The organism is Mucilaginibacter sp. UR6-11 (assembly GCF_020880695.1).
In the GTDB taxonomy this organism is placed as follows: domain Bacteria; phylum Bacteroidota; class Bacteroidia; order Sphingobacteriales; family Sphingobacteriaceae; genus Mucilaginibacter.
The window spans coordinates 241691-265911 of record NZ_JAJIWO010000001.1 but is presented as its reverse complement, the minus strand read 5'-3'; the positions used below and the strand labels follow the sequence as shown (position 1 = coordinate 265911).

At 44.6% G+C, this 24221-nt stretch carries 30 protein-coding genes; 18 read left to right on the top strand and 12 right to left on the bottom strand.

The window, feature by feature from the left end; all coding sequences use genetic code 11:
• Positions 1-8: 8 nt before the first annotated feature.
• On the top strand, positions 9-926 hold the full coding sequence (locus tag LJ658_RS01295; protein ID WP_230544644.1) for an S-4TM family putative pore-forming effector: 918 nt from the start codon (positions 9-11) through the stop codon (positions 924-926).
• On the opposite strand, the gene LJ658_RS01290 is transcribed toward LJ658_RS01295, so the two are convergent.
• The gene (locus LJ658_RS01290) at positions 923-1798 is read right to left on the bottom strand and encodes a nucleotidyltransferase (RefSeq protein ID WP_230544643.1); all 876 of its coding nucleotides are present in this window, start codon (positions 1796-1798) and stop codon (positions 923-925) included. The genes LJ658_RS01295 and LJ658_RS01290 overlap by 4 nt on opposite strands.
• Positions 1799-2500: 702 nt before the next feature.
• Between LJ658_RS01290 and LJ658_RS01285 the strand changes: the two genes are divergently transcribed.
• The 12 genes from LJ658_RS01285 to LJ658_RS01230 all read left to right on the top strand — a co-directional run bounded on the left by LJ658_RS01285 (position 2501) and on the right by LJ658_RS01230 (position 8362).
• Positions 2501-2881 (top strand): single-stranded DNA-binding protein, encoded by a 381-nt coding sequence (locus tag LJ658_RS01285; protein WP_230544642.1) that lies wholly within the window; start codon positions 2501-2503, stop codon positions 2879-2881.
• 82 nt (positions 2882-2963) lie between these two features.
• The gene (locus tag LJ658_RS01280) at positions 2964-3833 is read left to right on the top strand and encodes a hypothetical protein (RefSeq protein WP_230544641.1); all 870 of its coding nucleotides are present in this window, start codon (positions 2964-2966) and stop codon (positions 3831-3833) included.
• A gap of 22 nt (positions 3834-3855) precedes the next feature.
• Positions 3856-4227: a hypothetical protein gene (locus tag LJ658_RS01275; protein WP_230544640.1), complete on the top strand. Its 372-nt coding sequence runs from the start codon at positions 3856-3858 to the stop codon at positions 4225-4227.
• A 1-nt stretch (position 4228) separates the two neighbouring features.
• The gene (locus tag LJ658_RS01270; protein ID WP_230544639.1) at positions 4229-4480 is read left to right on the top strand and encodes a hypothetical protein; all 252 of its coding nucleotides are present in this window, start codon (positions 4229-4231) and stop codon (positions 4478-4480) included.
• Positions 4481-4485: 5 nt separating this feature from the next.
• A complete protein-coding gene (locus tag LJ658_RS01265) occupies positions 4486-5106 on the top strand; it encodes a PRTRC system protein E (RefSeq protein ID WP_230544638.1) in 621 nt (206 codons plus the stop codon).
• A 16-nt stretch (positions 5107-5122) separates the two neighbouring features.
• Positions 5123-5338: a PRTRC system protein C gene (locus LJ658_RS01260; protein ID WP_230544637.1), complete on the top strand. Its 216-nt coding sequence runs from the start codon at positions 5123-5125 to the stop codon at positions 5336-5338.
• A 3-nt stretch (positions 5339-5341) separates the two neighbouring features.
• Positions 5342-5518: a hypothetical protein gene (locus tag LJ658_RS01255; RefSeq protein ID WP_230544636.1), complete on the top strand. Its 177-nt coding sequence runs from the start codon at positions 5342-5344 to the stop codon at positions 5516-5518.
• A 98-nt stretch (positions 5519-5616) separates the two neighbouring features.
• Positions 5617-6498 carry a hypothetical protein gene (locus LJ658_RS01250; RefSeq protein WP_230544635.1) on the top strand — a complete coding sequence of 294 codons (882 nt, stop codon included), beginning with the start codon at positions 5617-5619 and terminating at the stop codon, positions 6496-6498.
• Positions 6473-7213 (top strand): hypothetical protein, encoded by a 741-nt coding sequence (locus tag LJ658_RS01245; RefSeq protein WP_230544634.1) that lies wholly within the window; start codon positions 6473-6475, stop codon positions 7211-7213. The genes LJ658_RS01250 and LJ658_RS01245 overlap by 26 nt, the downstream gene beginning before the upstream one ends.
• Positions 7210-8031 (top strand): PRTRC system ThiF family protein, encoded by an 822-nt coding sequence (locus tag LJ658_RS01240; RefSeq protein ID WP_230544633.1) that lies wholly within the window; start codon positions 7210-7212, stop codon positions 8029-8031. The genes LJ658_RS01245 and LJ658_RS01240 overlap by 4 nt, the downstream gene beginning before the upstream one ends.
• Positions 8028-8216 carry a hypothetical protein gene (locus tag LJ658_RS01235; protein WP_230544632.1) on the top strand — a complete coding sequence of 63 codons (189 nt, stop codon included), beginning with the start codon at positions 8028-8030 and terminating at the stop codon, positions 8214-8216. The genes LJ658_RS01240 and LJ658_RS01235 overlap by 4 nt, the downstream gene beginning before the upstream one ends.
• Positions 8213-8362, top strand: coding sequence for a hypothetical protein (locus LJ658_RS01230; protein WP_230544631.1), 150 nt, complete (start codon positions 8213-8215; stop codon positions 8360-8362). Before LJ658_RS01235 ends, LJ658_RS01230 begins: the two co-directional genes overlap by 4 nt.
• Positions 8363-8589: 227 nt before the next feature.
• Here the strand turns inward: LJ658_RS01230 and LJ658_RS01225 are convergent, their stop codons facing one another.
• Positions 8590-9504, bottom strand: a complete 915-nt coding sequence (locus LJ658_RS01225; protein ID WP_230544630.1) for an AraC family transcriptional regulator — start codon at positions 9502-9504, stop codon at positions 8590-8592.
• Positions 9505-9600: 96 nt separating this feature from the next.
• On the opposite strand from LJ658_RS01225, the gene LJ658_RS01220 reads away from it, so the two are divergent.
• Complete coding sequence (locus LJ658_RS01220; protein WP_230544629.1) at positions 9601-9966, top strand: nuclear transport factor 2 family protein; 366 nt, start codon at positions 9601-9603, stop codon at positions 9964-9966.
• A 28-nt stretch (positions 9967-9994) separates the two neighbouring features.
• On the opposite strand, the gene LJ658_RS01215 is transcribed toward LJ658_RS01220, so the two are convergent.
• From LJ658_RS01215 to LJ658_RS01200, 4 genes are all read right to left on the bottom strand, one after another.
• Entirely contained in the window at positions 9995-10144 is a 150-nt protein-coding gene (locus LJ658_RS01215; RefSeq protein WP_230544628.1) for a hypothetical protein, read from the bottom strand.
• An 8-nt stretch (positions 10145-10152) separates the two neighbouring features.
• The gene (locus LJ658_RS01210; RefSeq protein ID WP_230544627.1) at positions 10153-11040 is read right to left on the bottom strand and encodes an AraC family transcriptional regulator; all 888 of its coding nucleotides are present in this window, start codon (positions 11038-11040) and stop codon (positions 10153-10155) included.
• An 8-nt stretch (positions 11041-11048) separates the two neighbouring features.
• Positions 11049-12053: an aldo/keto reductase gene (locus tag LJ658_RS01205; RefSeq protein WP_230544626.1), complete on the bottom strand. Its 1005-nt coding sequence runs from the start codon at positions 12051-12053 to the stop codon at positions 11049-11051.
• Between the two features lie 245 nt (positions 12054-12298).
• Positions 12299-12673 carry a DoxX family protein gene (locus LJ658_RS01200; protein WP_230544625.1) on the bottom strand — a complete coding sequence of 125 codons (375 nt, stop codon included), beginning with the start codon at positions 12671-12673 and terminating at the stop codon, positions 12299-12301.
• A 102-nt stretch (positions 12674-12775) separates the two neighbouring features.
• Here LJ658_RS01200 and LJ658_RS01195 point away from each other — a divergent pair, with 102 nt between their 5' ends.
• The 4 genes from LJ658_RS01195 to LJ658_RS01180 all read left to right on the top strand — a co-directional run bounded on the left by LJ658_RS01195 (position 12776) and on the right by LJ658_RS01180 (position 16508).
• The gene (locus LJ658_RS01195) at positions 12776-13141 is read left to right on the top strand and encodes a helix-turn-helix domain-containing protein (RefSeq protein ID WP_230544624.1); all 366 of its coding nucleotides are present in this window, start codon (positions 12776-12778) and stop codon (positions 13139-13141) included.
• A gap of 12 nt (positions 13142-13153) precedes the next feature.
• A complete protein-coding gene (locus tag LJ658_RS01190) occupies positions 13154-14137 on the top strand; it encodes an AraC family transcriptional regulator (protein WP_230544623.1) in 984 nt (327 codons plus the stop codon).
• An 86-nt stretch (positions 14138-14223) separates the two neighbouring features.
• Positions 14224-15294: an alkene reductase gene (locus LJ658_RS01185; protein WP_230544622.1), complete on the top strand. Its 1071-nt coding sequence runs from the start codon at positions 14224-14226 to the stop codon at positions 15292-15294.
• A 599-nt stretch (positions 15295-15893) separates the two neighbouring features.
• Positions 15894-16508: a MarR family winged helix-turn-helix transcriptional regulator gene (locus LJ658_RS01180; protein WP_230544621.1), complete on the top strand. Its 615-nt coding sequence runs from the start codon at positions 15894-15896 to the stop codon at positions 16506-16508.
• 673 nt (positions 16509-17181) lie between these two features.
• On the opposite strand, the gene LJ658_RS01175 is transcribed toward LJ658_RS01180, so the two are convergent.
• The 6 genes from LJ658_RS01175 to LJ658_RS01150 all read right to left on the bottom strand — a co-directional run bounded on the left by LJ658_RS01175 (position 17182) and on the right by LJ658_RS01150 (position 24220).
• A complete protein-coding gene (locus LJ658_RS01175) occupies positions 17182-18042 on the bottom strand; it encodes an RNA polymerase sigma factor RpoD/SigA (protein WP_230544620.1) in 861 nt (286 codons plus the stop codon).
• A gap of 692 nt (positions 18043-18734) precedes the next feature.
• Entirely contained in the window at positions 18735-19673 is a 939-nt protein-coding gene (locus tag LJ658_RS01170) for a sterol desaturase family protein (RefSeq protein ID WP_230544619.1), read from the bottom strand.
• 8 nt (positions 19674-19681) lie between these two features.
• Entirely contained in the window at positions 19682-21112 is a 1431-nt protein-coding gene (locus tag LJ658_RS01165; protein ID WP_230544618.1) for an N-acetylneuraminate synthase family protein, read from the bottom strand.
• 11 nt (positions 21113-21123) lie between these two features.
• The gene (locus LJ658_RS01160; RefSeq protein ID WP_230544617.1) at positions 21124-21927 is read right to left on the bottom strand and encodes an SDR family oxidoreductase; all 804 of its coding nucleotides are present in this window, start codon (positions 21925-21927) and stop codon (positions 21124-21126) included.
• Positions 21927-23273 (bottom strand): aminotransferase class III-fold pyridoxal phosphate-dependent enzyme, encoded by a 1347-nt coding sequence (locus LJ658_RS01155; RefSeq protein ID WP_230544616.1) that lies wholly within the window; start codon positions 23271-23273, stop codon positions 21927-21929. Before LJ658_RS01155 ends, LJ658_RS01160 begins: the two co-directional genes overlap by 1 nt.
• Positions 23274-23284: 11 nt before the next feature.
• Positions 23285-24220, bottom strand: a complete 936-nt coding sequence (locus tag LJ658_RS01150) for a transketolase family protein (RefSeq protein ID WP_230544615.1) — start codon at positions 24218-24220, stop codon at positions 23285-23287.
• Position 24221: the final 1 nt, after the last annotated feature.

Below are 24221 nucleotides of genomic sequence, written 5' to 3'. Positions count from 1 at the left end.
CAACAGGAATGAAAAACGATATACTTACCCGGCAAAACAAACAGGAAGAGCTGGAGCGCCTCGCTGCCCAGCGTGAGCTTTACAGTGCTGCCAAACGTATCTTTGCTGTACAGGCTATTGCTACGGTGGCAGTACCGGTCATACTGGCCTGCTTCGCCATCGTATTCGATACCTGGGCACCTTATATTGCCTGGTACGGCGTAGCGATATTTGCCGTTGATCTATTGGCAATTGATCCGCAGATCAAAAAACTAAAAATAAAAGCCGCCAAGATACAGGAGTTGTTTGATTGCAGTGTACTCCAACTGAGCTACTCCGAATTAAAAACCGTCAAAGAAATTACTGTAGAAGACGTATTACGATACTATAAGGCACATCAAAAAATTGCAACCAATATTGAAAAAATAAAAGACTGGTACCCGGATGCTATCGGGCAGGTCGGCTTGCCGGTAGCCAGGATCATCTGCCAGCGATCCAGTTGCTGGTGGGATAAAAAATTGAGAGAAGAATATTGCCAGCGCATTAAGTACATTATTATTTTTATTGTAATCGGCATCATCAGCGGTTGCCTGTTCGCTAAAACGGGTACCGTACAATTAATACTCATCTTCAGTGCCTTAGTACCGTTCTTCCAATTCGCCATTAAGCAGTACAATGATAACATAGATATGAATTGCCGCCTGGAGCAGCTAGCCAGCTATATTGAGCAAGTATGGAGGGATATCATAAAAGGTACGGTAAATGATCCTGAACTTAAAAATGAATCGCGTCGCATACAGGACGGTATATATGATAACCGTACTTTATCACCGCTGATCTTTGATTTTTTTTATAAAAGATCCCGCGACGGTAACGAGCTGACCATGAATCAGGCCGCGCAAAAATATGTGGACGAGTATAACGATACGATAGCAACCCGTAGTTAGCGCGCAGGAAACTCATAGCTAAAGAATTTTTGCCACCATTCAAAAGCCAGATCAGGTCTTGCTATCCGGCAAGCGCAGGCATTAACAGCACGTCCGTACCCGGTTGCCAGCTTAGAAAGCGACTCACGCTTTCGTGTTTCAGTTTTACAGGGCGATACGTAACCGGAAAACCCCATCGGGTCCTGCAGCCGGGCCAATTCGTTATCATGCAATAATTTTAAAATGTTCCTGATGTCGAGATCATATACAATTACTGTCCGTCCTTCCGCATACTTGGTTACGCGCAGTTCCAAATAAAAAGAAGTTATAGGCACGTTATTATAAAACTTCCAGGCTTTAACTAACCGAATCAAAGGCTTAAGCTTACCACCCAAACGCTTATCCTGTTTCGCCACATAAGCATTATGCGCAGATGGGCAGGACACCATCCATGAACCTTCATAATCAGGGATAAAATAACTCCGCCTTTTCCCACCCGGCGTGTCGATCAGTTGGTGAAAGCACGCTGGTGTGACCTCCAGTATTTCGGAAGCATGTACCCCAAAAGAAATACGGACTGCCGGCTTTTTAACCTCGATCAACGTCTGCGTGAAAGTGCCCTGAAGGGTTTCCTTGATATAGCGCAGCGTCATCGCAGAATTATCGCAAAACGCGTCCCCGGGACAAATTGCAAAATAGTCGGCATCACTAAAATGCCGAACCCCGGTACCATTACCAAAAGAACCCGTTTCAAAAAGGCTGGTCGGTGCCCAGTTATTTATCAGGCATCGCGACACCGAACTTTTATGAGCAACAGACTTCAAATACTCGCTGTTGGTAGGCTGTAATTTTACGAGGAACTGTTCGAATCCCTGGGCTAAAGTTTTAGGCATCGTTATTATCCGGTTACCGCAATTTACCACGTTTAATTCTTACCAACAAATTTGTGCCTACTAAGCATCGATCCTTGTCGATACTGCGCTCAAAACAATAACCGTCATCTTAATTGTGTGGTTTACCCATTAATATCATTTCATTCACAATCACCTTGGTTGTATAGCCGCTTCTTAACGTTTGTGCGGTACCTCCGGCCCGGGCTCTCCGCTGTATCTCCTGCGGAGGATGTCGCTGCGATCCCTACCGCCGCCTATGGCATTTTCGCTGCGCTGCAAAAGCCCCGGCGAAGACCATAGCATCGCGCCGCTAAAATTCATACTTAATGAATTCACGTCACTCCGCACTGGCTAAATGAAAACCCGACGGAAAATGCCAACCAGGCCCCGCCACATGGTCGGGGTGCCTGCGCGCAGCCTTCAGTGCCTTCAAAGGCTGCGGGGGCAGTTGTCACTTTCATGCCTATTATCATCGGTTGCTAAAAATGCTCATACAGGCTTACCCCTCTATCTGGCCTTTGCGACACTATCAGCGAAGGGACAAAATCCTCGGGCGTCTCACAAGGCCATGCAAAGTGCCGTACCGGCAGCCTTGTGAGCCACCCTGCGGTTTTGTATCGGGCTTTATCAAAGGCCAGATAGAGGGGCAAGCCCGGACGGACCCGCGAGGAAAAAAAAGTTTAACCATAAAAAAATAAAATCATGGAACTGACAGGGAGATTGGTAGCAGACGCTACGGTAAGAAAAGTAAATGAAGAAAAAAATGTAACAGGGTTCAGGGTCGCCGTTAACCGCCGTTACAAGTCACAGGGCGAACAAAAGGAAGAAACCGCCTTTGTGGATTGTACCTATTGGCGCACGGATGCCATAGCCCCTTATTTAACCAAAGGGATGTTGGTGCAATTGCATGGCTTTATGACCGCCGAACCGTGGGTGAGCCGTGATGGTGAACCGATGGCAAGCCTGAAATTCCGAACCGACGAGATCAATATGCTGACCAAATCGGGCAAAACAGATGATGGGAAACCCGCACAGGCAGGCAACAAAAACAAAGTCATCAAACCAAGCAAGCAATTTAATTAAACGTTTAGAGCCGTTTATACACGGCAAAATGACGATTGAAGTAGAGTTGACGAAATAGTTTTGAAACGCAAAAATTGAAAAGATGGAAAGAGCAAGGGATATCGCTACGGTAGCCCACCATTGGGCAAATGGCATCGGGGAACAGGCAAGAGCCAGTAACCTGTTTTTTGAACAGGAGAATATCTATTCCTACGGGTATCATTTTTTGATAGCCAAGCATGTCTATAATGACAGCGGTGGCCATGCTATACTAATTACACAAAAGAAGTACAGCAAATCAACCTCGGCGCATGTAACGCTCGTCAGGCAGGCATCAAGGCACATTCAGCAAATTTCTGTCCCTAATCCCGAATGGCCTGCGGCTGAATTATTTGAAAAGTGGTACAGTATTATAAAAGGCATCGCAGGTGGATTGAATAATTCTCGTAAGCCTGAAAAAGACATTTTGGAAATACAGGCGATTTTCAGTGAGGCAAAAAACTATGCTGACTTTTTCGGCTACGAAATACCCGAAATTTTGCAACAGGCGGGCAAGATTAAGAACCTCGGCCAATATCAGGAGGTCATCCAAAAAGAAACCCAATTACGCAAAGCCCAAGCCAAAAGGGAAAAAGCGGAAGCCCTGCGTATTCAAAACGTCAATCTGAAACGTTGGCGTAGATTTCAAACCAACTATATCACAACGGCAGACGGTTACGACTACTTGCGCTATGATAAAGCAACTGAACGCATAGAAACCACCCAAAGAGTGGAAATACCCCTTGTGGTCGGCAAACAGTTCTATAGTGTTGTACTGGCTACCATCGCAAACGGCGGTTGTAAAAACTGTCCTGACAAGTTGATGAATTTGTATGATGTCCTTGAAATCAACGCCCGATTTATCCGTGTTGGCTGCCACAAAATCAATTTAAAAGAAATCAAATCATTTGCTAAACAACAGGGATGGGTATAGCCATGCCCCCAAAAATCAGATTATGCAACCATTAAAAATGTTGAACAATGTGCAGAAAGCAAGGCTTTTGCACAGTTTACTGCTAAACGAAATGCCTGATTTCATCAGCTATTTATACGAGTATACAGAAAGTGTACTGGATAGTAAAGAAGAATTACGCAGTAGTTGGAAAGAGCAACTCTTTGGGGTTGACTTTTGGTTTGAATTGGCAGAGGGCATCAAAAGCAGAGCTGAGCGATACTCGAAAGACCTACGCAGGAGCAGTGGTGTTTTCGCCGACCAGTTGTTCGATGGTTATTCAGCCATGTTTACGGTTCACGTCCTGACCCAATATGCGATTAGACCTGAAACCAACCTGAAATTCAAACAAGCTGTGGAACTTTTATTTAATTAAGATGAAAACGCACCACAGCTATACTATTCCCTGCGGTTTATGCCTGATAGGCATTTGCCTATTCATACGCTACCATATCGGCAGGCGCAGGTTTAACCGCAGGGGTACGGCAGGTTTACAAAGTTATAGCAGTTACGGTAAGGCAATGGCCACTACTTTTTTGGAAAGGCTGATACTTTTTATCGGCAACCTCTGCGGTTTGGCAGGCTTGTGCCTGCTTGCCATAGCGGGATTTATACACTTTAAAATTTAACAATTATGAAAACGAATTTTTTTGAACAGATAGCAGGTTTGCAAATCAATGGCACCCTGCAAATCAGTATCCAGTCAAACGATATTGGTACGGTTGCCGTATCGGTACTGTTAACTAATCCGAACCCGAAGCTAACACAGGGCAAAAACATACCGCCCATGTTGTTAAAAGGAACGCCACAGGAACTGGACGAGCAGTTTTTTGGCGAAATCGGTGAACCTGTAAAACAAACCGTGAAGCTGTTCGCCAATTTGGAAGCCTACCAAGCCGAACTGGATAAAGCCAAGAAACAACCTGAAAAAACCAATGGTAAAACCACGCCTGCCAATACCAAAAAGGCGACAGATAACAGCTTGTTTACCCAACCCGCCGAAGAACCTGACAACGATGTGGATGACGATTTGGACGAACAACCTGATGAAACCGAGGATTTAGCGGAAAAACAACGGCTGTATGACGAAGCCATGCAAAGGGTAAGCCAGTTGAATACAGACATGAAGTATAAAGAAGCTATAGCCCAATTACCCGATGCGGAAGAATATCCCAACAAGGCAGACGAAATAAAAACCAAACGGCAGCAATTAGAAAAGCGTCAGGAATTGTACGCCAGTTTACAGGAAGTTTAACCTTAATGCCACGAACATGATAGTCAATGAATTAAAAAGGGTGTTTCTGCACAAAGAGAACGGACAGGAGGTGCGTTTGGCAGACCCCGGTGCGGAATTTACCGCAAGTGATGTACAGAATTTCTATTCCGCTAATTACCCCATACTGACCAATGCGAAAATCATCGGCCCTGAAATCAAGGACGATGAAGTGCAGTACCGCTTTGAGAGTACGATGGGGCATAAAGGATAGGCCATGAAAAAGCAACAGGGAGAACGAACATTAAAAGTAAGAAAGGAGAACGAGGTATGGCAACTGCAACAGCGATTCGGCAGGTTAGTCGAAAAATTAGACCGCTTGCCCGATGCAAACGAAGTCAGGCGCAACGCTCTGGGAAGCGCACCGCAGGGCATAGCCGAAATGGTTTTCTAAAGCATCAGTTTAAACCGTTTTGGGCTTTTGACGGCAACAGGGACAGGTCAGAAAGGGAGTTTGAAAACTCCCTTTACCACCTCTGTAATTATTACGGATTGGCCATCCCTCAATCTGACAATAGCTTATTCCCGCAGCATATCTACCAAAGATGGCAGGTCGTCAGCGAAGCGTTAAAAGCTAAGGATAGCCAACTGGAATGCTTCATCGCTTCCGATGATACCCATACGGCCACTTTAGCGACTGTTAGCAGGTACGACACGGGCATGAATTTATACTATATCCCAGTACGTCCGTTATGGCATTGGTTGCAAAGCAGTCAGGGACAAAGGTTAGCCGAACTGTTACTGGCTATTTGTGCCTATCTGCATCAGGTTGTTCAAATACCGTTCTATACGGAAAATGGAAGTTATGTCGGGTGCCAGTACCAAATGATAGAGGATTGGATCAACGATGAGCAAGAGGACGAGGAAGACCGCAGGCAGCAACTCGACGAACTCTATACCATGCACAACGCAGGATTGAAATTACATGAGCAAATCCGTAAGCCTTATTATCTGGAAACTTTTGCTCATATAGTAGAAAATTTCCGTCCTGTGGATGATTGGGAAAAGGATTGGGTAGCCATTGGTGCCGAGTTTTTGGGGTTATATCACAATTATCCGCAACGTTCGATATTTGACAATATCCATTCAGACCTGCTTTACCCCGAGGACGAAGACCGCATCTCTGCTGACCAGTACATCAGCTTTTACTGGAGCGGGGACGGCTGTTTAGCCGACACCCTGTTTGATACGATAAACTGTAACTTTCAGGAAATCGCCTATATGGACGAGCCGATGCACCTGCAAAAATTTGACAAATTTCCCGAAGCCAATGTACCCGATTTTCAGTTCGAGAAAGCCTTGTTTGAATTGGTGGACAGGCTTTGCAAGCTTTTAAATGACCATGATTATGAAGAACGTGAGCCAAACATTTAACGAACAATACCTGCCTGTTAAAGCCCTGCTGATTTATCAGTCTGTCGAACAGGAAAGCCAAACCCACGAGCGCAGAGAAAGCGATATTTACGTGGAAAGCTACGATATTGGCAAGCAGGGTAACCCGATTAATGCCCATCCATTATCCATTACCGAAATGATGCTATTGAGTGAGCTGATGCAGTCCACCCAAGAACTCAAAACCACCTACCTGCAATGTAAGAGCGTTTTACCGCTCAAATTAATTTATGTCAATGCCCAAAATAACGGCTATGCGGTTTGGTTCACACCGCCACAGGAAGTTGACCTGTTTTTTAGCGAGAGTTTAAGCATCCCATCGGGCAGAACCAAAATACCCGCCCTGCTTTGGAAAGCCACCAAAGAGCGCTTACAGGTATTCGCCCTCAAAGGGAAAGCCAAGCCCAACATCGATACGCCATTGTATTATGCGCCCTTATTTAACCTCTCCCAAGATGGAAGCGTGTGTATGGGTACGATTAACATCAATATCGACCGACAAACCTATTTGGAGCAGTTTATGACCCAATGGGAAACCTATTTTTTTAACAGCTATTTTACCCATACACTCGGCAACCATCGGCATTGCAAAGGCAATTTGGTCGCTTTATGGCAGGAACAGGTGGGCACAGGCAGGGAGTTCCCGCAGAATGAATTAATCAAAAATGGTAGAACCCTAAAAGACTTAATCCGATGAAAAAGACGAAAGCAAATGATAACCGCACCGCCGTGCATATCGTTAATAAGGAATTATTGCAACCGTATAACCCTGTTACTATTAACCTGATTGGTGCGGGTGGAACAGGCGGTCAGGTCTTAACCGCATTAGCACGGATGAACCAGGCATTGGTGGCATTAAACCATCCCGGCCTGTTTGTCAGACTGTTTGATGATGATACCGTCAGCAGGGCTAATTTAGCGAGGCAATTATTTACCACCGCTGAATTAGGTTTGCCCAAGTCCGTAGCATTAATTAACCGTATCAACCGTTTTTTTGGTACGAACTGGAAAGCAATCACCGAAAAATATGATAAGACCTACAGCGGCAACAAGGAAAGCGCATGGGCGACCATTACCATTGGTTGTGTCGATACGGTACAGGCGAGGGAAGATATTGCACACATCCTGAAAACGCTGAACAAGCGCATGAGCAACAGCCGCAGCCAACCGCTTTATTACATGGATTTCGGCAACAGCAGGGAAACAGGGCAGGTTATCCTGTCGACCATCGGTAAAATCAAACAGCCCGATTCCAAACAATACCTCACCGCAGAAACCCTGCCGATGGTAACCGATGAATTTGGCGAGTTATTGAAAGCATCGGAAACCACCGATAATACGCCAAGCTGTTCATTAGCGGAAGCCCTGACCAAACAGGATTTGTTTATCAATTCCGCATTGGCTAATGTAGGGGCATCCCTGTTATGGCAATTGTTTCGGGAGGGGATATTATTTAACAGGGGTTTCTTTCTGAACCTGAAAGATTTCAGGACACAGCCATTAAAAGTCGCATGAAAAATCAGCCATTAAAAATAACAGACCTGAACGGCTTTGAGTTGGAAATTGACAACTTACAATTAGCTATCATGCAGGCCGATGACTATCGGCATTACGAACGTCTTGACCCGAAATACAAGGACGCAGATGCAGAACGCAAAGCTTATTGGCAAGATCTATATCAAAAATTAGTACAGTTATGAGTTACATAGTAATAGAAACACATGGTGGTGCGGAATATGCCATCATAGTTACCGACGAGAACGGCGGGAACAAAGTATTCGATGAATTGGCGGACGCAAATGCAGAAGCTGCCGATTGTCAGGACGGCATCGTTATTGAACTTTAAATTGCCGGACGGCCCCGCAGAGCGGGGCCCGTTTTTTCGCCCCGAATTTTGCTGGTTGATCTGTTTTCAATAGGAGCAAAATACGGGGCGCTTTTATGTCACGGATTTATATAAAAATATGACATACATTGAACAGCCACGGCGGAAACTGCTGTCAATGGTTCAGCTTGCATTCAGATCAACCAACTACAAAAATATTGTTTATACCGTAAAGGCGTCATCGAAAATTACCGGGAAAATTTTATTTTTCTGTAAACAGCGGGAGTCTGCCCGCTTTTTAATTTAAAGATCCGGTTAAAAGCAGCTTCCGACTGGTAGCCGCATTTTGCTGCTATTTCGGAGATCTTACTATTGTCTGTCACCAGGAGCTTTTGGGCCATCCTGATGCGCCAATTGGTGAGGTAGCTCAATGGTGTTTCATGCACCAATTTTTTGAACTGGTTAAAGAAAACAGAGCGCGACATACCGATCTCCGAAGCCAGCGACTCCAACGTCCAATCGTTTTGAGGTGCGTCCTGCATGAATTTCAATGCTTTGCTGATCCTGGGGTCATTTAACGCCGAGAGGTAACCACTTTCGGGTGCAGCTTGTTCCAAATATGCCCGGATGATATGGACAAACATCATTTCGGACAGACACTTCAGCATAACACTGCTTCCAGGCTTTTCATTATTAAGTTCTTCCAGCATAAGCTGCGCAACCTGTCTGACCAATAATTGGTTTTCTGTAACATATTGCCTGATATGAATAATCGGCGGCAGATCCTTTAAAAACGGATGCAGCGGCTGGTAATCAAATTCAAAATGCCCCGCGATAAGGACAGTTTTCTCTCCGACACCATTAAAAACCGGGATGCCTGCCCGAAGGGCTTTCACAAACTCAGGCGATGGCATACGCAGGCTCGTCGGTTTATCGGCTATCCAGTGGGCGCTCCCGTGAGGTACGAATATGAGATCGCCCTCTTTCATTTCGATCACACGGCCATCAGGTGAGCCAACCGTACAGTTGCCGCTCACCAGCCGCCAGAACTGCGAGTTTTCGTCCTTGACAATATCCAATCCCCAGGGAGCCGCCAAAGGGATCTTGTTATAGACAACGCTTTTGAGCCGAGTTGCCTCCAATACCGTGCTTAATGCGTCCATTCTAATAATTTGATACGATTGAGCAAATATACAATACTTTTTAATGCTTTTAGTATTAAGTAGCACGCTACTTTTGTATGATAAATTATAAAGAAAATGACAACACAGGAATTAGCAGATCGTTATTACGAGCTTTTTAAAGCAAGGCAGGTACCGGAAATCTATCAGCAGTTATACAGCGCCGACATTGTTTGTACCGAACCGGAACATGCCCTGGCCATGGGTGTGCCTACCGTAACTAAGGGTATCGCAGCGGTTTTAGCCAAATCGAAAGCCAGGCAGGAAACGATAGCAGAAGTACACAGCTTTTTCAGCAGCGAACCAGTTGTTGGAGGCGATTATTTCAGCCTGTCCATGGGCAGAGATATGACCCTGAAAAACGGACAGCGGGTACAACTGGCAGAAATCGCGGTCTTTGGTGTAAAAGACGATAAGATCATCACCGAGACGTTTTTTTATTAGCGATCAGTTATACTAACAGTATGATAAGCTATTGCCAGAACCATGAATTGATATCCGCGTTCAAGCCGGGTGAAGCGATCAGTAAAAAGGAAAAGCCTCTCAGATTTCTCTGAGAGGCCATCAGGTGTGGCGAAAAGCTGAAATTTTCTGATGATTTTTCATGAAATTGGAGATTCATAATAATTGTCAATTAAAAGCCGCGCGGAACGCTAAAGGCGAAAGATTGGTTTTCTTTTTAAATAAGGTGCTGAAAGACTGGGCATGCTCAAAACCAAAAGCGTAGGCAATCTCGCTGATTGAAAGGCTGGTCGTGGAAAGCCTTTCCTTAGCTTTCCCGATCAACTTTTCATGGATATGCTGCTGGGTACTTTGCCCCGTATGTACCCGTAACAGATCACTTAAATAATTTGGCGATAGATTCATTTGATCAGCAATATATTGTACGGTCAGCAAACCTTGTACATCGCTGTTGAAATAGGCATCAACCAGTTGCTCAAACTTCACCAGCAACGCAGAATTATTACTCCGGCGCGTAATGAATTGACGCTCGTAAAAACGGTTGGAATAATTTAACAACAATTCGATCTGCGTTAAAATGATCTCCTGGGTATGTTTATCGATATGCGCACATTCCTTATTGATTTTATTTAAAATAGTGATCAGGTCTTCCTCTTCTTCAGCCGACAAGTGCAGCGCTTCATTCACTGCATAAGAGAAAAACCCATAGCTGCTTATACTGCTCGCTAAAGAATGCTGCAGCAAAAAATCAGGATGGAATATCAGCAGGTAGCCCGAGCCGCACTCCATATTCTGCAGATCGAGATACTGCACCTGGTTAGGTGCGGTAAAACTCAAAACACCCTTATCATAATCATAATGCTGTTGCCCGTATTTGATCTTTCCTTTTGCATCCCGTTTCAAAGCCACGCAATAAAAACGGTTGACAAAACCCTTCCAAACCTCATCTTCCAAAAAGATGCTGTCGGCCAGATTGATCACGCTCACCAGAGGATGCAGTGGTTCCGGCAAAGACAACAAGCGATGAAATTCAGATATAGAGTTAATGGCGTTCATAAACAAAATTAGTCAATTAAGCCCATACTAAAATCATCATAGGGTGCGCCGGTATCTGTACCCAGCGGCACGATACTTTCCAACTGCGTCAAATCTGCGCCGGTCAAATTGATCGTTGTTGCCGCGATGTTTTGCTCCAGATATTTTCTACGTTTAGTACCCGGAATCGGCAAAATACCTTTACTCATAATCCAGGCCAAAGCCAATTGTGAAGCGGTCACGTTCTTTTCTTCAGCCATCGTTTCAATCGCTTTTACCAATTCGATATTCTTGTCAAATTGTGCGCCTTGAAAACGCGGAATAGCCTTACGAAAATCTTTCTCCGGCAGATCATCCAGGCTTTTGATCTGTCCCGATAAAAACCCACGGCCCAGTGGCGAATAGGCTACAAAACCAATGCCCAGCTCATTTAAAGTTGCCAAAACCCCGCGTTCTTCCACCGTCCGCTCAAACAAAGAGTATTCGCTTTGTACTGCCGTTATCGGATGTACAGCGTGTGCCCGACTAACAGTATCAGACGATACTTCCGACAAACCAATATAACCCACTTTCCCTTCTTTAACCAGTTCACTCATGGCTTCCACTGTTTCCTCTATCTGCGTGTTTTTATCCAGGCGGTGCAAATAATACAGATCGATATAATCGGTGTTCAGATTTTTGAGTGACCGTTCCAAAGCTTTCTTTACGTAATCTTTCTTCCCATTGATTGCCCAGGTAACCTTATTCTCATCATTGATTTCCCAGCCAAACTTGGTCGCCAAAATATACTGGCTTCGATTATTACCAATTGCTTTTGCGATCAATTGCTCATTCTTCAGCGGCCCGTACAGGTCGGCTGTATCCAAGAAGTTGCCACCCAGTTCCAGCGAACGATGGATCGTAGCGACGGCCTCCTGCTCATCTGCCGGTCCGTACATGTGTCCTTCTTCAAAACCGGTCATGCCCATACAACCCAACCCGATCATCGGGACAACCAAACCTTGGCTGCCCAATGCAATTTGTTTTAATTCCATAACCCAAAGGTCGCTCAATGCAATTGGGCAGATGTAAGCAAATCCCTGAACCTTGTAGTTAAATCAAGGATTAAACTGATGGAACCGGGTGTAAAATAGATGGGATGACCGAGATTGCTCTTTCGCCTGATGCATATCGGGTGCAGTTGTTTATCCGATCAGCCAGCCGGGCAGCGTGGATATCGGCAAAATCATTGTCAGACCAATCGCACCCATTTGATCATGATGCAAGATTTTAAAAAAAATCACGCTATTTTTTGCCGTACCACTTTGTGGTAACTGAAGTAGGATACTACTAAAATCAAAAGCATAATAAGTGGTGCTACAATATTAAATACAGAGTCACCTGCGTTATAATGGGCGATGATCGCGGATGAGAAACTGAGAGAAAATCCAAAATATGCCCATTCCTTAACCCGCACGGGAACCGCAGGAATAGCTATTGCAAATGCGCCAAGCAACTTGGCAATTCCCAATTCGACACGGAACCAGTCGGGAAATCCTAAATGGTCGAAGGCTACTTTCAGGGTAGGATTAAAGAAATAGTTATATGCATTGGCCAGCATGCCCAGAACAATAAGTCCGGTAGTGATCCAATAGGTGATTTTTATTGCTTTCATGATTCTTGTTTTTATCAAAGGCAAATCTATGCTGACTTTGGTTTATTTTTGTAATGGGTTTACTCGTGGAAACCGATTTCCATGAAGAAACTACCATTGCATATGAAAGAAAAAATCGACCTTGATTCTGTACGTTGTACCGCCCACCATATGGCCATTAACGATACCATGGACGTTTTGTCCGGAAAGTGGAAGATCCGGATTATAGGTTCCCTTGGTTTCGGCAAACAACGATTTATGGAGCTTAAAGCAAATATTGACGGGATCGCAGCAAAAATGTTGTCCAAGGAATTGCAGCAACTGGAGTTAAATGGATTAGTTACTCGAACGGTGCTGGATACTAAGCCTATTACGGTCGAATATGAATTAACCGAATACGGTCATTCGCTCCAGCCTATTATTAATGAAATGTCGGCCTGGGGCATCAAGCACCGGGAGAGAATTGTAAAGCAAATGAGCGCTAAGTAAACTGTATCATCCATGTTAATAGAATTCGTTACCCAGCCGCAGTTTAATTTCTTAACAACTTTTGCGGAAGCCTTAAAAGTGCCTGTGGTTAACAACGAGCTACAAATCCCATCATCACTCGGCGAGGGGTTTGTGCGCCGGGTTGACCTGAATGATGACTTCCGCTTGCTGATCCACCGGTACCGGCTCAACCAGGAACTGATCTTAAAACGGATAGGTTCATCAGAACCGGCAAGCTTCATCAGTGTCATGTTCTATAACAATGAAGAGCCGGTAAGCATGGTTACGGATGACGAGGAACAACGGAATTTTAGTCGTTATAACGATATGGCGATACAAATTGCATCCAATAACCTGGATTCAGTAGTTACTTTTCCCGCTAATTCGGAGATTTATTACACCGTGCTCGGGATCAGTATTTCCCGCCTGAAAACGTTGCTGGAACTTAGGCAGCCTGACGAATTGATTAATGCCATTGTCAACCCCAAAGGATCCTTTCTTTTTTATGAAAGTATGGGGACCGAAACACAAATGACCCTCAAACAGCTATCAGAGCCACAGTCGGCTAACGGTTTAGCCGGATTTTACTATCGGCTTAAGGCGGCAACGCTGCTCTACGATGTTTTTACTAAATTACATAACCGCCGGTCTACCGGGCATAGCCCTGTTAATAAAGCTGATGCGGAAAAGCTGTCCATTATCCGCAAAGCCATACTCAGCGATCTCAGTCAGCCACCCAGCCTGCCTGACCTGGCTAAATTAGGCGGCATGAGCGAAACCAAAATGAAAGACCTGTTCCGGCAGGTATTCGGCGACAGCATTTATAATTATTACCAAACGGCCCGCATGGAGGAAGCGGCCTACCTGCTCAAACATAAAAACTACTCCGTAAGTGAAGCGGGCTACCAGTTAGGCTTTAGTAATCTAAGTCACTTTACCCGCTTATTTGAGCGGCACCACCAGCAAAAGCCTAAAAAGTACGCAGCAGGCGGATAGGACTATTTTTCGGGCGGGCCAGGCTATTTTAAACTGGGCAACCTGGCGACCTTTGACATATCATTTAAAACATAAAAATAAACGATATGAAAAAGTTACTGATGCCCTACAATAGCAAATCTCTGAATTTGAAGAATCATTTAGTAATGGCCCCCATGACCCGCAGCCGTGCTATCGGCAATGTACCCAACGCGCTGATGGCGGAATACTACGGCCAGCGCAAGGGAGCTGGTTTAATTATTACCGAAGGTACTGCACCCGCCCCGGAGGCATTGGGTTATGCCCGTATTCCAGGTATATTTTCAGCTGAACAAATTGAAGGCTGGAAATTAACAACAGCCGCCGTACATCAAAACGATACCAAAATATTTTTGCAACTAATGCATACCGGCCGTATCGGCCACCAGGCGAACCTACCGGAGGGTGTTCAGGTGGTAGGTGCTTCCGCGATAGCCGCGGCAGGGCAAATGCAAACGGATACGATGGGTATGCAGGATTACCCCACTCCGTTAGCCTTATCTACCGAGGGTGTACAAGAGGTTATCAGCGGCTATGTGATAGCCGCGAAGAACGCGATGGCCGCCGGCTTTGATGGTGTGGAATTACACGCGGCAAACGGCTACCTTATCGAGCAGTTCCTGAATCCCAATGTGAACGACCGTAAGGATGAATATGGCGGCAGTATCGAAAACAGAAGCAGGTTTGCACTGGAAATAGCTCAACAGGTAGCAGACGCTATCGGCAAAGAAAAAGTTGGTGTCAGGATATCACCTAATTCCACTCTTGGTGATCTGCAGGCTTATGATGCCGATGCTACGGAGGAAACTTACATTCATTTGAGCCGGGAGTTTAACCGCATCGGGCTTGCTTTTATACACATCAGTATTAATCCGCAGGTGCCTGCACAAACCTTAGCAGCGATCCGGACCGAATTTGAGGGAACAATTATTTATTGTAACACCTTTACTGCCGAGAAAGCCGAAGCTGAATTAAATAAAGGAGATGCGGACCTTGTTGCTTTTGGCAGGGCGTTTTTGGCAAATCCGGACCTGGAGCAACGCATCATCAATGGTGCAGAATTGAACACACCTGATTTCACCACTTTGTATACACCAGGCGCAAAAGGATATACCGATTACCCGGTTTTATTTAACTGATGTTTTTTCGGTAGTATCAGTTAAGTTTCAGATTTGTTAAGGATATCCTTGCACCCAGAAAAATTTTATTGGGGTTCGAAATTGACCAATCTACATTGTCGATTTTCAGAAGAATCAAGACAATTTTTACTATCTAAAAAGAGAATATTTATAGAATAATAATCATTTGCATGAATGATGCTCCTGGTCGGGCTCGAACCTGGGACCCAATTTTATTTTCCTGTTGACATTCCCGTTTTTTTGGTATATTTGGATAAGCGAACACGGTGAACGAGTAAAACGCCCAACCGGCGTGATGATGTTCATTGTAAGTAATTGAAAATCAATACGATATAGAGATAGCCTACCAAGCCAGGTGGGCGCACAAATTAGCCATTTAGCTGATTTTATAACCCTGTAAGTCGTTGATTTACAGGGCTTTTTATTTTTTAGTAATCCTTCTCAATCCTTCTGAATACACCGTTTCTGAGACCAAACTGGCTACTTTCATTTCCATGATTAATCCATTTGTGTTTTATTTAGATAAAAATAAAACATTTATGTTTCATATAGTGCATTTATATTTTATTTATTTAATTTTACCCCATTAATAGGTCAATATGAATAAGACGTTAGCGATCATGCAGGAATGGGTGGGTTTCGAAGAGCAGAACCCGGCGGGATCTATAGCGGATTTCTGTAAGGACTATTTGAAAAAACAGCAGGTTCCGGTGATACCGGACACCGAGGACAGTGGTCCCGATTACGCTTGCCGGTACGCGCTGACCAAGGTGATCAACCGTCTTTCGCGCCTTTGGATGTTCTTTACCATGACTGAAATGAAACCGATGGGGTTGACAAGTTTTGATGAGTTCCTGTTTCTCTTAACGGTACAAAAAACGGAACCTATCCGAAAAAAGGATCTGATCTACATGCATTTTATCGAAATATCTTCGGGTATCTTAATGATAGACCGGCTGGTTAAAAAGGGTTTACTGGACGAAAGAACGGATGAGCTGGACAAAAGGTCTCGCCTGGTGACGATAACTGCCAAAGGTAAAAAGGTAGTGGTAGATGGCCATAAGGCGCTGGATACTGTATACAGTGATCTTTACGGTGACATGCCGGAAAGTGCAATGCTGGTCTGCCTGGAACAACTTGGGCCGCTGCTGGACAGGATCGCCAAAAAGTGGAATAAATTGAAAAAATTCCAACCTACGTTAAATGATGTTTAAAGAGTGTTACCTGTATTCTGCTTTTAAGCCGGGCGGCCGTGTAGACAAATTAGAAGTCTGGCAATATGCGCAGAAATACCGCGGCTTATAGGTAGCTGAAAAGCCAATATTAACTTCTTTTTTGGTGAGTTCTTTGTTTTAATAGTTTGTGATTCGTTGTTTTTCGTAATGATGGATTAGGTTAGAGTAGAGACTATCAGCAATTTAGCGTAGTAATTAATATAAATAGCGGAGAGCGGTAAATGAAACCCTCCGTTATTTAGGTGAGAGCAATACGATAATTGTCTATTTTTCCGATTATAGGTCGTTAGTCGCAAAACGCACATTCCTCAGCCCTAGTTCAATCTTTGCATACCTTTCCATTTTAGCATGTTATTTGGCGCATTTGACTTTGTGTGCCCACATATGTGTAACAGACATTGATTAATCGATAACAACAACCGAATACTAGTTCAATTTAACTTAATCGGGACTGTCTTTATTTACATTATTTTGAGCAAAAAAAAAGTCGGTCAACTAAGGGTAATACTACAAGTTACGTCACTATACTTTAGGTCCGGCAGTAAGCTAATACGTCGCTGGATTTAAAAAAGTTTTTTTATGACGAGCGCTTTGACGGCTGGAAACTGTGGCCGCTGAGCGAAAAAGAGACAGATTGGTATTATAAACTGCCCTAATCTAAATAGCCCTTTAACACCCAGGTGTGGGAACTGGCGCGAAGCCTGGCCAACGCTTTGTCTTTGATCTGCCTGACCCGTTCACGGGTAAGGTCATATTTATCGCCGATCTCTTCCAAACTATGCGCCTGCCCATCACTGAGACCGAAAAACAGGGTTAATACATCTCTTTCCTTTTCGCCAAGTACCCGCAGGCTTTCCGCAACCTCGGTAGATAAAGATTCGGTCATCAGTCCTTTATCTGTTCCCGGTTCCGAACTTTGCAGCACATCCAGTAAGGTATTATCCTCTTCGCTGGAAAATGGAGAATCATAGGAAATATGCCGGCCTGAATGGCTTAGGACATCGCTAACCTTGTCAGCAGTAATTTCCAAAGTTTCTGCTAACTCTTCCGGCGTCGGCTGCCTTTCGTACTTTTGTTCTAACTGTGATGCTGCTTTGGCAATTTTGGAGAGATCCCCAACTTTGTTCAAGGGCAGCCGGATCATCCGGGATTGCTCATTAATAGCCGAAAGGATGGATTGCCGGATCCACCATACCGCGTAGGATATAAATTTGAAACCCTTGGTTTCATCGAAGCGTTTCGCCGCTTTAACCAGCCCGACATTGCCTTCGTTGATCAGATCGCCCAGTGTCATCCCTGAACTCTGGTATTGTTTGGCCACCGAAACGACGAATCTTAGGTTGGCCGTGGTCAGCCGTTCTAATGCCGCCTGGTCGCCCTCGCGGATTTTTTGAGTTAAGATCACCTCTTCTTGCGGAGTAACCATCGGAATCTTTGCGATGTCTGACAAATATTGATTCAACGATGCGCTCTCACGATTGGTGATCGACTCACTAATTTTAAGTTGCCTCATTTATGTAAATATTAATGTGAATGCTAAAGATTTGATGCCTTAGAATGCGCGGTGAGCAGAAATTATTCTCAAGAGATGACAGTGATTTACTGATGCTTGCGGGAGAAAGGTGGCCAAATCTTTAATGTACAAAGATAAGCACGATAGCAAAAAATAGTGTTATTTGGATGTCATAACACGCAAGGTGATTTTTTAGATTCGTGCCGAAAATCTGCCTCCAGCCGTCTTCAAAGCGGTGCCGGGCTAAACGCGGGTCATGGGGAAATGCGACAGCATTTCTAAACCCAGGTCCAGATAATGGCGGAAGGCTTCTGCTGTCTGGTTTCGATCAGGTGTCTGGCTTCGTTCAGCCGTTTATCCTGGAGCCATTGTCTTGGCGGCAGACCAAATATCTTTTGAAAGTCGCGTTTGAAACCGGCGAGGCTGCCCGGTTAGTTGCGCGAATTTTTCAACGGGAACATTGAACTGAACTCAATTTAATCTATTAAAAATCATCAACTTCTGAAATAGAATTAATTGGTGCGATGTCCCTTCAAAAATTCACTTTTCGAGGAATTGCAATATCAAACCGCTTTGATGAGCGAGCTTTAATCCTTTAGAGAGAGGAAAACCTTTCCTAATAAAGTTTCGGCAGCGAGTGCCGCCAGTTATCTGGTTTAATCTTCCGATCTATAAATAGTCCGGACGGATGATTATTGGTGTTTAACTGAATTAATATCTTGTTGCTCCCCGTTGTTTAAACTGGTGCACAGGCTGATAAATTTATGTTTTTGATTTAGCAGGATTTTAATCAACCGTGGCCGTAACGTATAATAGCTTTTAAACCATCCATACTTTAACAAATTACGCTCATCAAACCGCTTTACTGAAAAAGCATGTTGCAAAAAATAGTCACGCGGATAATCATAAAACAGACCCCAGTTCTCCGGCCTGTCGCCTGGCTCATGTCCGGGATCATAGGCTGTCCCAAATAAGTAATCCCAGACCGAGAATTTTGTAGAGAAATTGGCATGAAACACCTCCTGATAATTGGCATGGTGCCACAAGTGAAGGGAAGGTGTGTTGAAAAAATATTTCAATTTCCCCAAGTTCACTTTGATGTTGGCATGTATAAAAATGCCAAACATAGAATCGAGCATAGCTTTTATCGGCACCACTACCGGATTGGCCCCTAAAAGAATAATAGGAGCAAACTCAATGGTTTGATTGATGATAATTTCAAAAACATGTGAGCGCGCGCCAGCCAAAAAATCAACCTGTTTTACCGAGTGGTGCGCTTCATGTATCCGCCAAAATATTTTATTGCTATGCTGAAAGCGGTGAAAAAAGTAGATATAAAGATCGTGCGTAAACAGGAAAAATATTACCTGAACCCAAACCGGCCAATTATGAACTAACTGAGAATGTGACCAATCGAAATGACTTTTTAAGGGTGCTATCAGGTAATCAAAAATGATGATTTTGAGAAAGTAACTTTGTATTAGGGTATACCAAACCAAATCAACCCAAAAACCTTCGCGAAAAAAAGGCAGCCCTTTTCGATAAGGCGACACCCGTTCCCAAGTTATAATCAGGATTAACCAGCAAACAAGTATGGATGTAGTTATGGCAACAACGTTTAACTGATGCATTAATCCGCTTATTTGATTCTATATTCTTCCCCCAGGTTCACCCGTAACCTTTTCATTGGCGCCAGTTCCGACTCATATATTTTTTTTATTCCATCGCCTGCTGCCGTTTCTATATCGCGTATATCCCGCACCATACGCTGGAAGCCCTGTGGTTCAACCGATGCAGCATGGTCCGACCCCCACATGGCCCGATCGAGCGTGAAATGCCTCTCAACAAAAGTAGCGCCCATCGCTACTGCGGCCACGGTAGTAGCGAGCCCGGTTTCATGGCCGGAGTAACCAATAGGCACTCCCGGAAATTTATCAGTCAGCGTATGGATCATATTTAGGTTAAGCTCTTCAGGCTTGCATGGGTAAGCTGAAGTGGAATGAGCCAAAAAAACGGGATAATTAACATCATACTCATTCACAAAAATCAAAGCATTTTCAATCTCTTTCATGGTCGACATGCCGCTTGATAACATCAATGGACGGCCCGTTTCCAGGATACGGGAAATCAAATCAAAATCTGTTAGAGATGCTGACGCCAGTTTATATAATATGGTGTCAAACTGTTCCATAAAATCAACAGACGACACATCCCAGGCCGATACAAACCAGTCTATTCCTGCCTTTTTGCAGTACTGGTCGATAGTAGCATATTCGGCAATGCCAAATTCTGTTTTTCGCTTATAATCAATATAAGTCATGCGTCCCCAGGGTGTATCGCGCATAACGTCCCATTGATCTTTAGGCACACAAATTTCAGGCGTGCGTTTTTGAAATTTTACTGCGTCAGCTTTAGCGGCTACTGCTTCGTCTATCAGCTTTTTGGCAATTTCAAGCGAGCCATTATGATTAATGCCAATTTCGGCAATGATATATGAAGGGTGCCCTTTCCCGATTTTACGGCCGTTACTTAAGGTAACAACACCATTTTTTGCGGGAGATATGGTTTGGTAATTGTTTTTTGCATCGATGATAATCTCAGCGAATTCCCTGAAACAGCCTTCGCCTCCTTTGGTCAGACAAATATAGTCTGCCTGATTTTTTATCTTTGGTAGCGCATCGGCAGGCGCGGCTGTTAAACCAACCATTTGCATTATTTCCAGGTCGTTATAGTCATCTCCAATATAAGCTACTTCCTGGGCGCTTAATCGCAGGCGGCTTATAATTTCTTTTAAAACCTGCGCTTTATCTTTGACAAATAAATGTAGCTCTTCCACCTGTAATTTTTTTGCGCGGGCAATTACAGAGGGCGATTTTTCGCCGGTGATTATCGCTGTCTCTATCCCGGCACATTTACGCAGACGCTCTACACCCATACCATCGCGTATGTTGAATTTTTTTAGGTCTTCGCCGTTGTCTCCGTAGTAAACGCCGCCGTCGGTCAAAACGCCGTCGCAGTCCGTAATTAATAATTTAATTTTTAGCGCCTTTTGTTGTAATATGTCTTTCATAGCTCATAAGTTTAAATTGCTGTCCAGCCGCCGTCTACCACCAAATTGGCCCCGGTCATATAGTTCGAAGCCTCACTGGCTAAAAACAGGAGCGCCCCCTGGTAATCGGAAGATTTAGCCATGCGGCCCAATAAAGTTTTTGCTGAATAATTTTGTATAAAAAAATCGTCCTGGTTATTTTCAACGCCACCTGGTGAAAGCGTATTGACCCTTACGCCGTTTCCGCCCCAATAGGCTGCCAAAAAACGGGTGAAATTTATAACGGCCCCTTTAGTGACAGGATAGGCCGGCGATTTATGAAATACCTGTTCGCCGTGTTGATTGCGATAAATAGTTTGGTCAGGACCTACGATACCATAGGTAGATGCGATATTGATAATGCTGCCGCCCCCTTGTTCTGCCATTTTAACGCCAAATACCTGTGAGCATAAGAAGACCCCGGTTACATTAACATCCAGCGATTTTTGAAACGCATCAAGCGGATAATTCTCAAAAGCCGAGAGTTCCGCCGCCATTGCAGGATTTTCGAACATATCGTTAACCGCTGCGTTGTTGACCAATACATCTATGCGTTTATATACCGCCAGGATTTCGTCCAAAGCGGTTTGTAATGAAGCTTTGCTGGTTACATCAATGCCGATGCCGTAATGTCCTGCCCCCAATTCGTGTGCAAATTGTTTTGCCGCCGCCGCATCCATATCGGCAACCACTACATTTGCTCCTGCTACAGCAAGCGCTTCGCAATGTTTTTTACCGATAAGCCCAAGCGCCCCGGTAACGATGGCGGTTTTTCCGTTTAATGAAAATAGTTCCATCAGGCAGTAGTAACGGCTTTTGGTTTGATATTATAATCATTCACTTTTCTGAAAACTGCCTCCAGTACTTCGCCTTTTAAATAGCTTTTTATATTGCCGCTTTCAATCGCAGTTTTAACCAATGGAAGCACATCGCGGTAAACCGCGAGGGTATAGTTAATATCTTCATCTGTATGACTAAAACACATATTATGGAAACCGGCCCACAGTACGCCGCGTTTGATCATTTCCTGCTGCATTAACGCTTTCACTTCGAGCCCGTTTCCAGCCTCTGGGGTAAAGGTTACCATGGTGCGGCAGTTAAAGCCTATACAACGGGTATATTTACCCATGCCCAGCTCAGTAACTAACCAGTTATAACCATCCTTTAGCAAGGCGCCTTTTTCGTCGAGATATTTGGGTACTTCTTTATCAATGAGTTCATTAATAGTGGCTATACAGGCTGCTAATGACAAAGCCTCACCGCCAAAGGTGGTATAACTAAATACCTGCGAATTAAATAGTTCCATCACATCGGCACGGCCGGTAAGTAACGCTATCGGCATACCGTTGGCACAGGCTTTTGAAAATACAGCCAGGTCGGCTTTTACGTCGAAATATTCCTGCGCGCCGCCTGCTGCAATTCGGAAGCCAGTCCACATTTCATCGAATATCAACAAGGTGCCGTTTTCACGGCATGCGACTGCCAGTTCTTGCAAGAATCCTGGTTTAGGCGCTTCGAAAATAAAAGGCTCCAGGATAAGCGCGGCTACGGTTTCATCGAGTGCAGCGCTTATCGATTCGATATCGTTATACTCAAAAGTATAGGTCATGTCCTGTATGGCGGCCGGTATGCCGGCGTTACGGCTGGTAACGCCAATATACCAGTCATGCCAGCCATGATAGCCGCAGCAAAACACCTTATCACGCCCCGTAAATGCGCGTGCCACCCTTATAGCTGCCGAGCAGACATCGGCTCCTGTTTTTGAAATTTTTACGGCTTCGGCGTTAGGAATAACTTCCTGTATCAACTCGGCCAGTTCAACTTCCAGCGGGTGCATCAGCGAAAAAGTAATGCCGTCTTCCAGCTGTCGCTTAATAGCATTGTCAACTGCAGGGTAGGCGTACCCTAAGGATACCGGTCCTATTGCCGAATTATAATCGATATACTCATTTCCATCCACGTCCCATACGTGCGAGCCTTTGCCTTTTACCAGATATTTTGGCGCAACGCCTTTTGTAAACTGTCCCGGCCCTTTTGCCAAGGTCTGGGTGACAGGTTTTTGCACTTTTTGCGCACGGTTATATAATTTATCTGACTGGGTGATATCGGGATAGGTTTCGTTAAATGCTATTTTGTTGGGCATATGTTTGGTTTTTATTCTGCAAACTGTGATTTTAAGATATCAGATTGAATATGGTTAGTTTGATAACTGAGTATTCGTTCGGCTATTTGTTTACCGGTAAAACCTTCGTTTTGTAAAACATCGGGCAATAACGCGGGCCTGAACCAACTGTCGTTTAAAGCAAAGGGAAGCACAGCAGCATTTTGCTGGTGTTTTAAAAGCGTTTCGGCAACTATGGTATATAACCCGCCGGTTAAAAAATGGTCCTCGAGGGTCACCACGAGGTTTGATGTGGTTGCATCAAGTATAGCTTGTTCGTCAACCGGTTTCAGGTTGCGCATATTGGTAAGCCCTACGGATAAACCTTCGTCTTTTAATATTTCAACAGCTACCAGCGCCTGTTCAAATAGCAAGCCGTAGGTTAAAATGGTTACATCTGTTCCCGTTGAAATTACTTCGGCCTTTCCGGGGATATAATCCCCGTGCTGATAAGTCGTTTTCCGGGTATTGATACGCGTATAAGCAGGCTCATCAGACTGCCAGATAAAGGGCAACATTTTAACCAGATCATCTTCGTCAGCAGGGGCAAATACTGTCATGTTAGGGATTCCGCGCATTAGCGCAACATCTTCGATGGCCTGGTGCGTGGGACCGTTCGCGTCGGACAACAAACCTGGTATAAAACCGCTTAGTTTAACCGGCAAATTGGCAATACCAACGTCGGTACGTACAAACTCAAATGCACGCATGGTTAAAAAAGCAGTCAAGGCGTGCACTATCGGTGTGCGGCCCCGTAAGGCCAGGCCCGCTGCGGCGCCCACCATGGTTTGTTCAGTTATACCGGTATCTATAAAACGTCTACCTAAAAGGGCAGGCAGGTTGCGTACCAATGCCCTGTTTTCGGCGGTCATCACAATAAATCGTTCATCCGCAAGTGCTGTTTCGGTCAATAGTTCTTCGTAACTCATC

Excerpts from the sequence above, each read along its gene's own strand:
- LJ658_RS01235 (WP_230544632.1), top strand. The coding sequence starts at position 8,028 with ATGAAAAATCAGCCATTAAAAATAACAGACCTGAACGGCTTTGAGTTG.
- LJ658_RS01285 (WP_230544642.1), top strand. The coding sequence starts at position 2,501 with ATGGAACTGACAGGGAGATTGGTAGCAGACGCTACGGTAAGAAAAGTA.
- LJ658_RS01260 (WP_230544637.1), top strand. The coding sequence starts at position 5,123 with ATGATAGTCAATGAATTAAAAAGGGTGTTTCTGCACAAAGAGAACGGA.
- LJ658_RS01290 (WP_230544643.1), bottom strand. The coding sequence starts at position 1,798 with ATGCCTAAAACTTTAGCCCAGGGATTCGAACAGTTCCTCGTAAAATTA.
- LJ658_RS01175 (WP_230544620.1), bottom strand. The coding sequence starts at position 18,042 with ATGAGGCAACTTAAAATTAGTGAGTCGATCACCAATCGTGAGAGCGCA.
- LJ658_RS01170 (WP_230544619.1), bottom strand. The coding sequence starts at position 19,673 with ATGCATCAGTTAAACGTTGTTGCCATAACTACATCCATACTTGTTTGC.
- LJ658_RS01265 (WP_230544638.1), top strand. The coding sequence starts at position 4,486 with ATGAAAACGAATTTTTTTGAACAGATAGCAGGTTTGCAAATCAATGGC.
- LJ658_RS01205 (WP_230544626.1), bottom strand. The coding sequence starts at position 12,053 with ATGGAATTAAAACAAATTGCATTGGGCAGCCAAGGTTTGGTTGTCCCG.
- LJ658_RS01195 (WP_230544624.1), top strand. The coding sequence starts at position 12,776 with ATGAAAGAAAAAATCGACCTTGATTCTGTACGTTGTACCGCCCACCAT.
- LJ658_RS01165 (WP_230544618.1), bottom strand. The coding sequence starts at position 21,112 with ATGAAAGACATATTACAACAAAAGGCGCTAAAAATTAAATTATTAATT.
- LJ658_RS01295 (WP_230544644.1), top strand. The coding sequence starts at position 9 with ATGAAAAACGATATACTTACCCGGCAAAACAAACAGGAAGAGCTGGAG.
- LJ658_RS01275 (WP_230544640.1), top strand. The coding sequence starts at position 3,856 with ATGCAACCATTAAAAATGTTGAACAATGTGCAGAAAGCAAGGCTTTTG.
- LJ658_RS01240 (WP_230544633.1), top strand. The coding sequence starts at position 7,210 with ATGAAAAAGACGAAAGCAAATGATAACCGCACCGCCGTGCATATCGTT.
- LJ658_RS01245 (WP_230544634.1), top strand. The coding sequence starts at position 6,473 with ATGAAGAACGTGAGCCAAACATTTAACGAACAATACCTGCCTGTTAAA.
- LJ658_RS01155 (WP_230544616.1), bottom strand. The coding sequence starts at position 23,273 with ATGCCCAACAAAATAGCATTTAACGAAACCTATCCCGATATCACCCAG.
- LJ658_RS01280 (WP_230544641.1), top strand. The coding sequence starts at position 2,964 with ATGGAAAGAGCAAGGGATATCGCTACGGTAGCCCACCATTGGGCAAAT.
- LJ658_RS01180 (WP_230544621.1), top strand. The coding sequence starts at position 15,894 with ATGAATAAGACGTTAGCGATCATGCAGGAATGGGTGGGTTTCGAAGAG.
- LJ658_RS01230 (WP_230544631.1), top strand. The coding sequence starts at position 8,213 with ATGAGTTACATAGTAATAGAAACACATGGTGGTGCGGAATATGCCATC.
- LJ658_RS01210 (WP_230544627.1), bottom strand. The coding sequence starts at position 11,040 with ATGAACGCCATTAACTCTATATCTGAATTTCATCGCTTGTTGTCTTTG.
- LJ658_RS01190 (WP_230544623.1), top strand. The coding sequence starts at position 13,154 with ATGTTAATAGAATTCGTTACCCAGCCGCAGTTTAATTTCTTAACAACT.
- LJ658_RS01270 (WP_230544639.1), top strand. The coding sequence starts at position 4,229 with ATGAAAACGCACCACAGCTATACTATTCCCTGCGGTTTATGCCTGATA.
- LJ658_RS01150 (WP_230544615.1), bottom strand. The coding sequence starts at position 24,220 with ATGAGTTACGAAGAACTATTGACCGAAACAGCACTTGCGGATGAACGA.
- LJ658_RS01225 (WP_230544630.1), bottom strand. The coding sequence starts at position 9,504 with ATGGACGCATTAAGCACGGTATTGGAGGCAACTCGGCTCAAAAGCGTT.
- LJ658_RS01200 (WP_230544625.1), bottom strand. The coding sequence starts at position 12,673 with ATGAAAGCAATAAAAATCACCTATTGGATCACTACCGGACTTATTGTT.
- LJ658_RS01215 (WP_230544628.1), bottom strand. The coding sequence starts at position 10,144 with ATGAATCTCCAATTTCATGAAAAATCATCAGAAAATTTCAGCTTTTCG.
- LJ658_RS01185 (WP_230544622.1), top strand. The coding sequence starts at position 14,224 with ATGAAAAAGTTACTGATGCCCTACAATAGCAAATCTCTGAATTTGAAG.
- LJ658_RS01160 (WP_230544617.1), bottom strand. The coding sequence starts at position 21,927 with ATGGAACTATTTTCATTAAACGGAAAAACCGCCATCGTTACCGGGGCG.
- LJ658_RS01255 (WP_230544636.1), top strand. The coding sequence starts at position 5,342 with ATGAAAAAGCAACAGGGAGAACGAACATTAAAAGTAAGAAAGGAGAAC.
- LJ658_RS01220 (WP_230544629.1), top strand. The coding sequence starts at position 9,601 with ATGACAACACAGGAATTAGCAGATCGTTATTACGAGCTTTTTAAAGCA.